This is a genomic window from Pseudoxanthomonas sp. Root65 (genome assembly GCF_001427635.1).
In the GTDB taxonomy this organism is placed as follows: domain Bacteria; phylum Pseudomonadota; class Gammaproteobacteria; order Xanthomonadales; family Xanthomonadaceae; genus Pseudoxanthomonas_A.
This window is the reverse complement of sequence record NZ_LMHA01000001.1, coordinates 345,332-358,275: the sequence shown is the minus strand read 5'-3', so window position 1 is coordinate 358,275 and position 12,944 is coordinate 345,332. Positions and strand designations below refer to the sequence as shown.

The following is a 12,944-nucleotide window of genomic DNA, read 5'->3' as shown; positions in this document are numbered from 1 at the left end:
TGCCGGGCTTTTTCGTGCGGTGATCCGAGGGCTCAGCGCCAGGATTTCAGCGTGAGGTCGATGGTGTCCTGCCCCTTCTCGCGCTGCAGGATGCGGGCCGGCACGGGGGCGTCGGCCACCACCCAGACGATGGTCTGCTTGTCGCCATCGGTACGGACGACTTTGGTGGCGTCCTGCGGCTTGCCGGCCACGGTGATGCGTTCCTTGCCGGCGACCTGGTAGGTCATCGGCTTGGCGCGACCGTTCTCCACCATGCGGTAGGTCAGCGGCTTGCCGGCGGCGACGTCGCGCACGATGGCCAGATTGACCAGCAACGCGTCCATGTCGCCTGCGGCGAGCTTTACCGGACCGGCGCGGTCGGGCTTCACGTCGCCATTCCAGGTGGCCTGCGCCTTGCCCCAGTCGTAGACGGTGTTGACGTTCTTCTTCTTGATCAGCAGGCGAGAGCTGTCGCTGCTGCTCAACGGACGCATGCGGCCGTCCTGCACGTCGAACACGGTCTTCTGGCTCAGGTCGACGGCCTGGTTGCGCACGGTCAGCGAGTACTGCCAGCGGTTGCCCGGCTGGGCCGCGACGGACATCTGGCCTTCGCCGACCATGCCCAGCGCGCTGGCGCTGTACTGCGCGGTGAAGGCCTCGACGGCGAGGGCGGGCGTGCTGGCGGCGGCCAGCAGCGCGGCGGTGAGCAGCAGGCGTGGGGTGGGGAACGCGGTCTTGGTCATGTTCACGGTGCTCCTTGGTATTCGACCAGGCGGAGGTCTATGCCGTCCTGGCCGTCTTCCCGCTGCAGGATGCGCACGGGGGTGGGTACGCCATCGGCGACCCAGAAGATGGTTTCGTCGTTGCCGCCGTTGGCCCGGCTCACGCGCAGGGCGCTGTAGCTCAGGTCTTCGACGGTCACGTTTTCCGGCTCAGCTGCCACCGTGTACTGGTATTCGCGGATGCGGCCATTGTCCACCACGCGGTAGTCGAGCTGCTTGCCGGGCGCGGCATCGCGGATGACCGCAAGGTTCATCAGCAGCGCGCTCATGTCGCCGGGCTGCAGGGGCAGCGGGGCGCGTCGCTCTTTCTTGATGTCGCCCTGCCACTGCGCCGTGCGGGCGTTCCAGTCGTAGGTGCCGACCATCTTCCTGCCCATGAACACTGCCCGGCGCACGGTGGCCTGGCTGATCGGACGGAACTGCCCATCGGCCGTATCGAAGACGGTGCTCTGCTCGATGTTCAACCCGGCCAGTCGCGCGAACCCGCGTGTGCCTTTCACGTTCAGGTCGATCTGCCACTGGCTGCCGGCCTTGGGCACGACTTTCATGCTCGCCGTGCCCGCCAGCTTGCCCTCGTTGTAGGCCTGGTAGCTCGCCACGAACGGCTCCAGCGCCAGCGCGGGCACAGTGGCGCCGGCCATGGCGAGGCCGAGCAGCAGGGAACGGAAAGGCACAGGCATCGGGGGGGGAAGTCAGGGAACCAAACGGTCGGTTGAATCTAGGGACAGGGGATTTAATAGCGGCTGACCGTTGTAGAGCGCGATGTCGCCCTGTTCAGCTAGTGCCCCGTCGCAGGCCAGGCGCAGCACCGCCAGCATCAGGGCGTGTTCGCGCGGGAGCAGGCGTTCGGCCAGCTTGTCGGGCGACTCCCGGGGCAGGATCGGGATGCGCACCTGGGCGATCACCGCGCCGGCATCCAGTTCCGGGGTGACGAAGTGGATGCTGGCGCCGTGTTCGGCGTCGTGCGCCGCCACCGCGCGTGCATGCGTGTACAGGCCAGGGTACTTGGGCAGCAGAGAGGGGTGGATGTTCAGCAGCCTGCCGCGGAATCGTTCGATGAACGCGTCGCCGAGGATGCGCATATAGCCTGCGCAGACGACCCAGTCCGGGCGGGTCGCGTCGATGGCATCCGCCAGCGCGGCCTCGTAGCGGGTCTTGTCCCCGAAATGAGAGGGCCGATAGCCCCAGCGCCTGTCTTCCGGCGCATAGCGCAAGGCCGGCGCCCCGGGCTTGTCGGAGAAGACACCGACGACCTCGGCATCGAGCGTGCCGTCGGCGGTGGCTTGCAGGATCGCCCGCAGGTTGGTGCCGCGGCCGGAAGCCAGCACGGCGATACGGAGGGTCATGCAGGCAACTCCTGGAATTCCTTGCGCGCCAGCGGCCACACCAGCAGCGCGCCGAGTGTCGCCAGCAGCATGTCGGCGTGGGCGTCCCAGCCGTCGCCCTGCTGGCCGTTGTACGACTCGGCGGCCTCGGGCGACATCGTCAGCGCGATGCCCCACTCCAGCCATTCGTACGCCAGGCTGGTGCACATGATGAGCATCACCGCCAGGGCGAAGGCGTGTCCCGGCGACAGCTGCGGCCAGCGCTGGCGCAGCCAATGCCAGACCGCAGGCGTGAAGCACACGCCGTACATCAGATGGATGAACCGGTCGAAGTGGTTGCGCTGCCAGCCGAAGGCCTCCGCCGGCGACCAGCCGACCGCCGCCTGCAGCCACGCGTCGTACGGCACGTAGGAATACAGCCAGCGCGCGCCGATGCAGTGCGCCACGATGAAGCCGCAGATCAGCGCGAAGTGCGACGGTCGCAGCGGCCAGCGCCGGTCATGCCACCACAGCCAGGCCAGGCCCACGACCGTCAGGCTGCTGTGCATGGCCTGTTCCAGTGGCCAGCGCGGCGAGATCCAGCTGCCGGCGAACACCGCCAGCGTCAGCCCGAAGGCGATCGCCTTGCTGCGCGGCATGCCGCGCTCAGCCGATGCGGACGCGTTCGCCGCCGGAGGCGGCGACGACTTCGCCGATCTGCCAGTGGGTCAGGTGGAGGCGGGCCAGGTCGGCCTGCACGGCGGCCAGCTGGTCCGGTGCGACCACCAGCACGAAGCCGATGCCGCAGTTGAAGGTGCGCCACATTTCGGCGTTCTCGACCGCGCCCTCGCGCTGCAGCCAGTCGAACACCGGCGGCAGCGTCCACGCGCTGGCGTCGATCTGCAGGCCCAGGCCGTCGGGGATCACGCGGATGATGTTCTCGGTCAGGCCGCCGCCGGTGATGTGCGCCATGCCGTGCAGGTCGTGCGCCTGCAGCAGTTCCAGGATGGGCTTCACGTACAGCGTGGTCGGCGCCATCAGCGCGTCGGCCAGCGTCACGCCGCCCACGTCGAGGTCGGCCGGGCGGCCGGCGCGGTCGTAGATGCGGCGGACCAGCGAATAGCCGTTGGAATGCGGGCCGCTGGACGCGATGCCGACCAGCACGTCGCCGGCGCGCACCTTGGCGCCGTCCAGCAGGCGCGACTTCTCCACCGCGGCCACGCAGAAGCCGGCCAGGTCGTATTCGCCCGGGCCGTACATGTCGGGCATCTCGGCGGTCTCGCCGCCGATCAGCGCGCAACCGGACAGTTCGCAGCCGCGGGCGATGCCGCCGACCACGGCGACGGTGGTGTCGACATCGAGCTTGCCGGTGGCGAAGTAGTCGAGGAAGAACAGCGGCTCGGCGCCCTGTACCAGCACGTCGTTCACGCACATGGCGACCAGGTCGATGCCGATGGTGTCGTGGCGGCCCAGCTGCTGCGCCAGCTTCAGCTTGGTGCCGACGCCGTCGGTGCCGGACACCAGCACCGGCTCGCGGTACTTGCCGGACAGGTCGAACAGCGCGCCGAAGCCACCCAGTCCGCCCATCACTTCCGGCCGGAAGCTGCGCTTGACCAGCGGCTTGATGCGTTCGACCAGTTCGTTGCCGGCGTCGATGTCGACACCCGCGTCGCGATAGGTCATCGGGGTGGGGGCGGAAGGCGTCGGCTGGGTCACGGGCGGTCGTCGGCGGGGCAAGAGGCGTGATTTTAAAGGAATCGACACGCCGAGCGACCGTCCTGAACGGGTGCCGTTGGCGGTATCGGGTCATTCGGGCAACAATTCGCCGGGTCTGTAGAGCTCAAGGACGCTCGATGCGCCGGATCCCAGGTATCGCACTCGCCACCGTATTGCTGATGGCGGCATTGACCGCAACGCCCGCCGTGCAGGCGCAGTCCGGCCTGCGCACGGAAGGCGATGCGGTCTCCGCGCGCGGCCTGTACCAGGCCGAGGTGCCGGTCAACGGGCAGGGCGAGGCGGAACGTCAGGGCGGCTTCGCGCGCGCACTCGGTTCGGTGCTGGCCAAGCTCTCGGGCGACCGCGCGGCGATGTCGCGACCGGGTGTGGGCGCAGAACTGCGCAACGCCAAGGACTACGTGGAGGGTTACGACTACCGGCAGGACCAGGGTACGTCCGCCACCGGTGCGCCGACTTTCCGCACCACCCTGGTGGTGCGCTTCGACGAAGACCAGGTCAACGGCCTGGCCGGCGCACTCGGCCTGCCGGTGTGGCCGCAACCGCGCCCGAAGCCGGTCGTCTGGCTGGCGATCAACGACGGCAGTGGTCCGCGCCTGGTCGGCCTGCCGCAATCCAACGCCGCGCGCCCGCTGCTGAACCGTGCCATCGAGCGCGGTTACGGCCTCGGCCTGCCGGCCGGCGGTGCGGCGGAGCAGGCGCTGGTCGGTGCGATCTGGCGCCAGGACACCGCCGCCGTCGCCCGCGCCTCGGCCCGCTACAGCCCGCCGATGCAGCTGATCGGCAAGCTCTACCGCAACGCCAAGGGCGGCTGGACGGCGGACTGGGTGTTCGTCGATGCCGGCAAGGTGCTGGCGACATGGTCGGTGACCGATGCCGATGCCCGCCGCGCGATGGTATCCGGCGCCGACGGCACCGCCGATGCGCTGGTGAAGCGCTACGGCAAGCGCGGCAGTGCCGGTCCGGCCGGGACGTACCGCGTGCTGTTCACCGGCATCCGCAGCACCGACGACTACCTGCGCCTGACCGGCCATCTGCAGAAGATGGCCGTGGTCCGCCGCATCACCCCGGTGCGCGCCAGCGGCGACGTGCTGGAACTCGACCTGGAACTGGTGTCGGGCCTGGCCGGCTTCCGCCGCACCATGGGCGACGAGGCTCCCTTCACCGGTGGCGAAGGCGAGCCGCCCGCCTACCAGATGCGCTGACACAAGGACGCTGCATGGATCTTTCCACTACGCCGGCCGGCACGCTGGCCCGTCGCTGGCAATGGCTGCTGATCGCTTTGATCGTCGGCTGGCTGATCTGGCTGCTCGCGCCGGTGCTGACGCCCTTCGTCTGCGCCGCGCTGCTGGGCTGGCTGGGCGATCCGTGGGTCGACCGGCTGGAACGCAGCGGCCGCTCGCGTACCACCGCAGTGATCCTGGTGTTCACCCTGATGCTGCTGTTGCTGGTGCTGGCGCTGGTGATCCTGGTGCCGATGATCGAACGGCAGGTGGTGACGGTGATCGAATCGATGCCGGCCTACCGCGACTGGTTCGTGGACAAGGCGCTGCCGTGGGTGGAACAGCGCACCGGGCTCGAACTGGTCGCATGGCTCGATCCGGATCGCCTGACCGAATGGATCCGGGGCCACTGGCAGCAGGCCGGTGGCGTGGCCGCCACGCTGTTCGGCTATTTCTCGCGCTCCGGGTTCGCGGTGATGGCCTGGGTGGCCAACCTGGTGCTGCTGCCGATCCTGACGTTCTACTTCCTGCGCGACTGGGACACGCTGGTCGAGCGCATCGCCGCGCTGGTGCCGCGCGACCACATCGCGACGGTGACGCGGCTGGCGCTGGAATCCAACGACGTGCTCGGTGCCTTCCTGCGCGGCCAGTTCCTGGTGATGCTGGCGCTGGGCGCCATCTACGCCATCGGCCTGTCGGTCGTCGGCCTGAAGGTGGGCCTGCTGGTCGGCATCATCGCCGGCCTGATCAGCTTCGTGCCGTACCTGGGCACGGCTACGGGCATCGTGCTGGGCGTGATCGCCGCGCTGGTGCAGTCCGGCGGCGACTGGTCGCTGGTGGCGCTGGTGATGGGCGTGTTCGTCGCGGGGCAGATGCTGGAAGGCTATGTGCTGACGCCGCGCATCGTCGGCGACCGCATCGGCCTGCATCCGGTGGCGGTGATCTTCGCCATCATGGCCGGCGGGCAGTTGTTCGGCTTCCTCGGCATGCTGCTGGCGCTGCCAGTCGCCGCCATCGCCAACGTGCTGCTGCGGTTCGCGCACGAACGCTATACGCAGAGCCGGCTGTACGCCGGCGACCGGCCGTCCATCGTGCTCGATTCGTACATCGACAAGGGCAGCGTGGAGCAGGCGGCGCCGCGCGCGGATTCCGATACGCCGTGAGCCGCGACCTGCAGGGCGCGCCGCTGGGGCCGCAGTTGCCGCTGGCGCTGCGGTATCCGCCGGACCAGCGCTTCGAGAGTTTCATCGCGCCGCCAGAAGGGGCCTTGCCGGCGCTGTCGGGGCTGGCCACCACGGCGGGCATGGACTGGGTGTACCTGTCCGGTGCGTCGAGGACCGGCAAGACCCACCTGGCCCTGGCGGTCTGCGCCGCGGCCGAGCAGCAGGGAAGGCGTGCCGCCTACCTGCCGCTGATGGCGGCGGCGGGGCGGCTGCGCGACGCGCTCGACGCGCTGGAAGGCCACGACGCGGTGGCGCTCGACGGGCTGGAGGCGATCGCCGGCAGTCGCGATGACGAAGTCGCCCTCTTCGATTTCCACAACCGCGCCCGTTCGTCCGGATTGAACGTGCTGTACACAGCGCGCGGCATCCCCGACGACATCGGACTGGTGTTGCCGGACCTGCGTTCGCGCCTGCAGCAGTGCCTGCGACTGATGCTGGATCCGCTCGATGACGAGGGCCGGCGCGATGTACTGCGCGATCGCGCGCAGCGGCGCGGGCTGGTGCTGGAAGATGCGGCGCTGGACTGGCTGCTCACGCGCACCGACCGCGACCTGGGCGCGCTCGTCGCGCTGCTGGACCGGCTGGACCGTGCATCGCTCGCGGCCCAGCGCAGGATCACGGTGCCGTTCCTGCGGCAGGTGCTGTAGGCGCGGGTCGTGCCCGCGATGCGCTTCCAGCGCGCCGCTCAGCCTAAGCGCCGCGCAAGCTCGTTTCCAGGTCGGCCAGCCGTTGCGGCGTACCGACATCGGTCCAGCGCCCGGCATGACGTTCACCGTGGATGCGGCTGGCGTCCATGCCTGCATGCAGCAGGGGCAGCAAGGGAAACCGCGGCTTGCCGCCGCTTGTTTCACGGATCTGGCCGGCCGCATGCTGCTGCCAGTCGTCGAGAAGGGCTGGGCGGTAGATGCCGAGACCGGCGTAGGTCAGCCGATGGTCGCCCTCGCGATGGAGGACGCCATCGTCATCGATCGCGAAATCGCCGCGTGGCGCGAATGCCGGCGGATCCACCAGCGCCAGATGCGCCAAACCCGCCGGTTCGCGCGGGAGCCGAGTAAAGTCGAAATCGGTCCAGATATCGCCATTCACCAGCAGGAACGGTGCTTCACCGAGCAAGGGACGAGCATTGAGCATGCCGCCGCCGGTTTCCAGCGGTGTGTCGCCCTCGTGCAGGTAGTGCAGCCGCAGTCCCCACTGCGCGCCATCACCGAGCGTGGCCGGGAAGCGATCGGCCAGCCAGCTGGTGTTGACGACCACTTCTTCCACGCCCATCGCCGACAGCTTTTCCAGATGCCAGACGATCAGCGGCTTGCCGCCGGCTTCGATCAACGGCTTGGGCGTGTGGTCGGTCAGCGGACGCATGCGTTCGCCCAGACCGGCGGCGAAGACCAGCGCCTTCATGCGAGCTCACCGCGCGCGTGCAGCACCGGTTTGATGCGTGCGTCCAGCAGCGTGCGCAGCCCGGCCAGTTCCGGATAGCGTGGCAGCACTTCGTCCAGGTAGCGGATGAAACGCGGGACATCGGGCAGATAGCGGGTCTTGCCGTCGCGGTAGTGGAGGCGCGAGAAGATGCCGAGGATCTTCAGGTGCCGCTGGATGCCCATCCAGTCCGCATCGCGCAGGAAGATCTTCAGTTCGGGCACGGGCACCCCCGCGCGCGTCGCGCGCGCGTGGTAGCGGGCCAGCCAGCCATCCACGCGTTCGATCGGCCAGCTCAGGAACGCATCCTTGAACAGGCTCATCGCGTCGTAGGCGACCGGTCCGCGCACGCAGTCCTGGAAATCCAGCACGGCCGGCCCCGGTGTCACCGGCATCAGGTTGCGTGGCATGAAATCGCGATGGGTCAGCACGCGCGCCTGCGCCAGTGCGTTGTCCATCAGGCGGCGCTGCGCGAGCTCGAGGCCTTCCGCTTCGCCGCAGTCCAGCGTGAGCCCCAGGTGGCGGCGCAGGAACCATTCGTCGAACAATCCCGCATCCCGCTGCAGCAAAGCTTCGCCGAACTCGCCCATGCCCGCGGGCGGGACGATGGCCTGCACGCGCAGCAGCTGTTCGAGGGCGGCGTCGAACCAGGTGTCGGCGTTGTCCTCGCTGATCACGTGCGCCAGCGTCGGGCCGCCCAGGTCCTCCAGCAGCAGGAAGCCGAGCTCGGTGTCGATGGCCAGCACGTCCGGCACGCGGACGTCGCCGCCCGCCAGCAGTTCGCGCATGGCCAGCCACGGCCGCACGTCTTCGAGGCCGGGCGGGGAATCCATCACGATGCGTCCGGGGCCATCGCCCAGGCTGCGCCAGTAGCTGCGGAAGCCGGCATCCATCGACGCGCGCTCCAGCTGCGCGTAAGGGTCGCCGAGCGCGCCACGCGCCCACTCCAGGCGCTGGGCGCCACGCCCCGAAGGGTCCTGAATCGTTGGGTTCATGCAGCAGCGACCACGCACAGGCGATAAAGGCCTACAGGGTAAACTGGCGCCCTACCGACTTGCGAGGCTTGCATGGCCAAACTCCAACCCGTGCTGCTGTCCGGCGGCTCCGGCACGCGCCTGTGGCCGTTGTCGCGCGAAGCCTATCCCAAGCAGTTCCTGCCGTTGGCCGGCGACGACACGATGGTGCAGGCGACCTGGCGTCGCGTGGAGGCCATCGCCGAAGCGGCGCCCATCGTGGTCGCGAACGAAGAGCACCGGTTCCTGGTTGCCGAACAACTGCGGCAGATCGGTGCGCCGGTGCCGGCCATCCTGCTGGAACCGGTGGGCCGCAACACCGCGCCCGCGATCGCCGCCGCGGCATTGCAGGCGATGGCCGACGGCTCGGATCCGCTGCTGCTGGTGCTGCCGTCGGACCACGTGGTGCGCGACACGCTGGGCTTCCAGCGCGCCGTGCGCGATGCCTCGGTCGCCGCCGAGGCGGGCGCCCTGGTGACCTTCGGCATCGTGCCCGATGCGCCGGAGACGGGCTTCGGCTACATCCAGGCCGAAGCCGGCGATGGCCTGCGCAAGGTGTCGCGCTTCGTCGAGAAGCCGGACGTCGCCACGGCGCAGTCGTATCTGGAGGCCGGCGGCTATTACTGGAACAGCGGCATGTTCCTGTTCCGGGCCAGCCTTTATCTGGAGGAACTCGCGCGCTTCCGTCCCGACATCGTCGACGCCGTGCGCGCGTCGCACGCGGCCGCACGCCACGATGGCGATTTCGTCCGCCTCGACAAGGCGGCGTTCGCGGCCTGTCCGTCGGACTCGATCGACTACGCGGTGTTCGAGAAGACCGACCACGCGATGGTGCTGCCGGTCGACATCGGCTGGAACGACGTCGGCAGCTGGTCCGCGCTTTGGGACGTGGCCGAGCGCGACGCCGATGGCAACGCGCACCACGGCGACGTGATCGCCGTGGACAGCCGCAACAGCTACGCCTACGCGCAACGCCTGGTCGCGCTGGTCGGCGTGGACGACATCGTGGTGGTCGAAACCGACGATGCGGTGCTGGTCGCGCGCAAGGATCGCGTGCAGGACGTCAAGCGGGTCGTGGCCCAGCTGAAGAAGGAACAGCGCAGCCAGGCCGTGCTGCACCGCGAAGTGCACCGACCATGGGGCAGCTACGATTCGGTCGACAACGGCATCCGCCACCAGGTGAAGCGCATCAAGGTCAAGCCCGGTGCCGCGCTCAGCCTGCAGATGCACCACCACCGCGCCGAGCACTGGATCGTGGTCAGCGGCACCGCCAAGGTGACGCGCGGCGAAGAAACGCTGCTGCTGTCGGAAAACGAGAGCACCTATATCCCGCTCGGTGTGAAGCATCGCCTGGAAAATCCCGGCAAGGTGCCGCTGGAACTGATCGAAGTGCAGTCCGGCAGCTATCTGGGCGAAGACGACATCGTGCGCTTCGAGGATGTGTACGGCCGCAGCCAGTGAGGGCCTGAGCGCCGTGCGCTACCGCCTGGATGATCTGCTGATCGATCTGGAGCGCCAACGCGTCGAACGCGATGGCGCACCTCTCGGTGTGGCGGGCCTCAGCTTCCAGTTGCTGCGGCACCTGGTGGAACAGGGCGACCGCGTCGTCGGTTTCGATGAGCTCATCCACCGCGTGTGGGCTCCGGCGGTGGTCAGCGAGGAGACCGTCACCCAACGGGTCAAGCTGCTGCGCCAGGCCCTGGGAGACGACGGACGCAGTCCGCGCTACCTGCGCTCGGTGCGCGGGCAGGGCTACCAGTTGTGCTCCCGACCTCACCCCTTGCCGGTCACGGAGCCTGCAACGTCGCCGGCACCTCGTTCGCAGCGACCACACATGAGGGTAGCCGTGGCAAGCGTCGTGCTGCTCGTCGCGTGCGCAGGCCTGTGGACGTGGAAGCAGCATGCCGGCCGCTCGCACCTCCCGGTCGCGGCGCCTGCCCCGGAGCAACCTTCGTTGCTGCAACGCGCCGCGTATTACGCCAGCATCGGCCAGCGCGACAACAACGAACGCGCCATCGGGCTCTTCGATCAGGCCCTGCAGGCACAGCCCGGCAACGTGGAGGCGCTGCTCGGATTGAGCCGCGCCTACAGTGCCCGCGTCTGCCTGTTCAACTTCCCCCCGGAATGGGCGGCACGCGCACAGGCGCTGGCCGAACAGGCTATCCTCGCGCAGCCCGCGCGTGCGACCGCCCACGCCGCGCTGGGGTATTCGCATGACTGTCGCGGGCGCATCGACGATGCGCTGGCCGGCTATGAACGTGCGCTCGCGCTGGATCCCGCCGCCGACAGCACCCGCGCGTCCGCAGCCTACCTCTACGACCGCAAGGGACTGCTGGCCCAGGCGCTGCTCGCGAACACCTCGCTGCGCGGCGATCCGGCGCGCGTCCGCTATCTGCAGTTGCAGATTGCCGGCATCCTGGATCTGCTGGGGTACCCGCAGGCCGCGGAAGCGCGTTATCGCCAAAGCTTCGCGCTTTATCCCGACAACGTGTTCTCCAACATCGCATGGCCGCGTTTCCTGTTCCGGCATGGGCGCACGACCGAAGCGCAGGCGGCACTGGACGAGGCCATGCGGCGCGGTACCGAGCACGCCGACCTGTTCCTGCTCGCTGCCGAACTGGCGCAACTGCGCGGCGATCCCGCGGCGGCCCTGGCAGCCTATCGGCAGGCCGAAGCCTTGCGTCCGCAGGCAAGCCTGCCGGCGACACTGGCCCATCTCCAGGCCGGTCCCGTCGATCCGGTGTGGGCCAAGGCGCGCGCTAACCGCCTCGCCCGCGAGCTGGAAGGTGGTGCGGGCTATCCCTCCGACTGGCTTGAAGTCGTGGTGCTGCGCGAGGCCGCCGGCGATCGCGCGGCGGCGCTCGCATCACTGCAACGCGCGGTGGATGCGGGTTACCGCGATGCGGCCTATCTCCGAGTGTCGCCGTTGTTCAGGATGCTGGCAGCCGAGCCGGAGTTCGCCCGCAGCGTCGACGCGCTCAACCGGCGCGTCGCCCTGGAACACCGCAAGGTGCCCGGCGCCTTGCTGGAGCGTCTTACGGCATCGCCTTGAGCACGTAGTCGCCGAACATCTGCTGTGACTGCGGGTGCACGTTGCGCTGGTTGAACGAGGTTCGCGTGATCACCGCCACCAGTTTCCGTTCGGGCACGATGAAGACGTAGTTGCCGCCGTTGCCCGACATCGCCCACGCCGCCAGCTCGCCGTCACGGTCGGGAAAACGGAACCGCCAGAACTGGTAGCCGTAGTCCGCATCCTCGCGCGCCTGTGCATGCACCGTCAGCGCTGTGTCGATCCAGGCAGTCGAAATGATCTGCCGGCCCTGCCAGCGGCCGCCATCGGCCACCAGTTGCCCGAGTTTGGCGAGGTCGCGACTGCGGTAGCGCGTGCCGCCGCCGCCCATGCCCACGCCTTCCGAAGATCGGTTCCACTGCGCTCGCTGGATGCCCAGCGGATGCTCCAGCGCCTCGGCAGCGAAGGTCGCCAGCGGCTTGCCGGTCGCCCGTTCGATCACCGCCCCCAGCAGGAAGCTGCCCGCCGTGCAGTACGAAAAAGCCCGCCCATGCGGGCTGTCCTCCGGGCGTGTCATCCAAGGCGCGAAGCCGCGCGTCGGCAGGTCCAGCGCGAACCGGGTCCAGTCCTCGCTGAGGTACATGCGTTCCTCGTTGCCGGCAGAGAACTGGTTTTCGTCGTCGCATTCCCAGGCCGAGCTCATCGTGAGCAGGTCTTCCAGCGTCATCCGCTGTTTGCGCGGACTGGGGTTCTGCCAGGGCTGCATGTCGGCGAAGTAGGCATACACGGGCGCCTGCGCACCGGGAATGTGGCCCTGATCGATCGCGGCCCCCAGCAGCAGGGCGGTGACGCTCTTGGTGGCCGAGCGCGTGTCGTTGAGCACGTCCGCGCCGCCGCCGTTGAAGTAGCGCTCGTAGACCAGCTTGCCCTGGTGGGCGATGACGACACTGGTGACCCCGGGGAACTCCCCCTTGACGATGGCGCTTTCCAGCGCCTGCAGACGATCGATCTGCCAGCCGCTGCGACCGGCGTCGGCGATTCGCCAGCCGTCCTGCATCGCCTCGGGCGGGCGATAGGCCCCGGGCAGTGCAGGGAGGCTCGCGGCCGGTTCCGCAGCCCGCGCTACAGGCGCAATCACGAGGAAGAGCGAGAACAGGAAACAACGCATGGCATGACTCCTTGGAGGGGAGCGTCATTCCATCGCGGGCCTGAATGAAGCGCCTGACAGCCGGGTGAAGATTTATGAAAGCAGTCGTACGC

General features: G+C 68.8%; 13 protein-coding genes. 5 read left to right on the top strand and 8 right to left on the bottom strand.

Annotation, left to right across the window (positions count from 1 at the left end):
• Positions 1 to 32: 32 nt before the first annotated feature.
• From ASD77_RS01595 to purM, 5 genes are read right to left on the bottom strand one after another with little or no spacing between them, the layout of a single operon-like run.
• Entirely contained in the window at positions 33 to 722 is a 690-nt protein-coding gene (locus ASD77_RS01595; RefSeq protein ID WP_055936367.1) for a DUF3108 domain-containing protein, read from the bottom strand.
• Positions 723 to 724: 2 nt separating this feature from the next.
• Positions 725 to 1,402 (bottom strand): DUF3108 domain-containing protein, encoded by a 678-nt coding sequence (locus ASD77_RS01590; RefSeq protein ID WP_235578506.1) that lies wholly within the window; start codon positions 1,400 to 1,402, stop codon positions 725 to 727.
• Positions 1,403 to 1,453: 51 nt separating this feature from the next.
• Positions 1,454 to 2,107, bottom strand: a complete 654-nt coding sequence (gene purN / locus ASD77_RS01585) for a phosphoribosylglycinamide formyltransferase (protein ID WP_055936361.1) — start codon at positions 2,105 to 2,107, stop codon at positions 1,454 to 1,456.
• Positions 2,104 to 2,724, bottom strand: coding sequence for a DUF2238 domain-containing protein (locus ASD77_RS01580; protein WP_055936358.1), 621 nt, complete (start codon positions 2,722 to 2,724; stop codon positions 2,104 to 2,106). Before ASD77_RS01580 ends, purN begins: the two co-directional genes overlap by 4 nt.
• A 7-nt stretch (positions 2,725 to 2,731) precedes the next feature.
• Entirely contained in the window at positions 2,732 to 3,748 is a 1,017-nt protein-coding gene (purM, locus tag ASD77_RS01575) for a phosphoribosylformylglycinamidine cyclo-ligase (RefSeq protein ID WP_055936355.1), read from the bottom strand.
• 170 nt (positions 3,749 to 3,918) lie between these two features.
• Here purM and ASD77_RS01570 point away from each other — a divergent pair, with 170 nt between their 5' ends.
• From ASD77_RS01570 to hda, 3 genes are read left to right on the top strand one after another with little or no spacing between them, the layout of a single operon-like run.
• Entirely contained in the window at positions 3,919 to 5,004 is a 1,086-nt protein-coding gene (locus tag ASD77_RS01570; protein WP_082563065.1) for a DUF2066 domain-containing protein, read from the top strand.
• 14 nt (positions 5,005 to 5,018) lie between these two features.
• Positions 5,019 to 6,185: an AI-2E family transporter gene (locus ASD77_RS01565; RefSeq protein WP_055936352.1), complete on the top strand. Its 1,167-nt coding sequence runs from the start codon at positions 5,019 to 5,021 to the stop codon at positions 6,183 to 6,185.
• Between the two features lie 23 nt (positions 6,186 to 6,208).
• On the top strand, positions 6,209 to 6,892 hold the full coding sequence (gene hda, locus ASD77_RS01560; protein WP_055940849.1) for a DnaA regulatory inactivator Hda: 684 nt from the start codon (positions 6,209 to 6,211) through the stop codon (positions 6,890 to 6,892).
• A 43-nt stretch (positions 6,893 to 6,935) separates the two neighbouring features.
• Here hda and murU read toward each other — a convergent pair whose 3' ends face one another.
• Both murU and ASD77_RS01550 read right to left on the bottom strand, forming a co-directional pair.
• Positions 6,936 to 7,643 carry an N-acetylmuramate alpha-1-phosphate uridylyltransferase MurU gene (murU, locus tag ASD77_RS01555; RefSeq protein WP_055936350.1) on the bottom strand — a complete coding sequence of 236 codons (708 nt, stop codon included), beginning with the start codon at positions 7,641 to 7,643 and terminating at the stop codon, positions 6,936 to 6,938.
• The gene (locus tag ASD77_RS01550) at positions 7,640 to 8,656 is read right to left on the bottom strand and encodes a phosphotransferase (protein WP_055936347.1); all 1,017 of its coding nucleotides are present in this window, start codon (positions 8,654 to 8,656) and stop codon (positions 7,640 to 7,642) included. The genes murU and ASD77_RS01550 overlap by 4 nt, the downstream gene beginning before the upstream one ends.
• Before the next feature lie 72 nt (positions 8,657 to 8,728).
• On the opposite strand from ASD77_RS01550, the gene ASD77_RS01545 reads away from it, so the two are divergent.
• Together ASD77_RS01545 and ASD77_RS01540 are read left to right on the top strand one after the other, a co-directional pair.
• On the top strand, positions 8,729 to 10,135 hold the full coding sequence (locus ASD77_RS01545; protein ID WP_055936344.1) for a mannose-1-phosphate guanylyltransferase/mannose-6-phosphate isomerase: 1,407 nt from the start codon (positions 8,729 to 8,731) through the stop codon (positions 10,133 to 10,135).
• Entirely contained in the window at positions 10,113 to 11,726 is a 1,614-nt protein-coding gene (locus ASD77_RS01540) for a winged helix-turn-helix domain-containing protein (RefSeq protein WP_055936341.1), read from the top strand. Before ASD77_RS01545 ends, ASD77_RS01540 begins: the two co-directional genes overlap by 23 nt.
• Here the strand turns inward: ASD77_RS01540 and ASD77_RS01535 are convergent.
• Positions 11,710 to 12,852: a serine hydrolase gene (locus ASD77_RS01535; protein ID WP_055936338.1), complete on the bottom strand. Its 1,143-nt coding sequence runs from the start codon at positions 12,850 to 12,852 to the stop codon at positions 11,710 to 11,712. The genes ASD77_RS01540 and ASD77_RS01535 overlap by 17 nt on opposite strands.
• Between the last annotated feature and the right edge of the window lie 92 nt (positions 12,853 to 12,944).

What these genes read in the sequence shown, in the direction of transcription:
- ASD77_RS01595 (WP_055936367.1), bottom strand. Translation starts at nt 722, where the DNA reads ATGACCAAGACCGCGTTCCCCACCCCACGCCTGCTGCTCACCGCCGCG.
- ASD77_RS01590 (WP_235578506.1), bottom strand. Translation starts at nt 1,402, where the DNA reads ATGGCCGGCGCCACTGTGCCCGCGCTGGCGCTGGAGCCGTTCGTGGCG.
- purN (WP_055936361.1), bottom strand. Translation starts at nt 2,107, where the DNA reads ATGACCCTCCGTATCGCCGTGCTGGCTTCCGGCCGCGGCACCAACCTG.
- ASD77_RS01580 (WP_055936358.1), bottom strand. Translation starts at nt 2,724, where the DNA reads ATGCCGCGCAGCAAGGCGATCGCCTTCGGGCTGACGCTGGCGGTGTTC.
- purM (WP_055936355.1), bottom strand. Translation starts at nt 3,748, where the DNA reads ATGACCTATCGCGACGCGGGTGTCGACATCGACGCCGGCAACGAACTG.
- ASD77_RS01570 (WP_082563065.1), top strand. Translation starts at nt 3,919, where the DNA reads ATGCGCCGGATCCCAGGTATCGCACTCGCCACCGTATTGCTGATGGCG.
- ASD77_RS01565 (WP_055936352.1), top strand. Translation starts at nt 5,019, where the DNA reads ATGGATCTTTCCACTACGCCGGCCGGCACGCTGGCCCGTCGCTGGCAA.
- murU (WP_055936350.1), bottom strand. Translation starts at nt 7,643, where the DNA reads ATGAAGGCGCTGGTCTTCGCCGCCGGTCTGGGCGAACGCATGCGTCCG.
- ASD77_RS01550 (WP_055936347.1), bottom strand. Translation starts at nt 8,656, where the DNA reads ATGAACCCAACGATTCAGGACCCTTCGGGGCGTGGCGCCCAGCGCCTG.
- ASD77_RS01545 (WP_055936344.1), top strand. Translation starts at nt 8,729, where the DNA reads ATGGCCAAACTCCAACCCGTGCTGCTGTCCGGCGGCTCCGGCACGCGC.
- ASD77_RS01540 (WP_055936341.1), top strand. Translation starts at nt 10,113, where the DNA reads ATGTGTACGGCCGCAGCCAGTGAGGGCCTGAGCGCCGTGCGCTACCGC.
- ASD77_RS01535 (WP_055936338.1), bottom strand. Translation starts at nt 12,852, where the DNA reads ATGCGTTGTTTCCTGTTCTCGCTCTTCCTCGTGATTGCGCCTGTAGCG.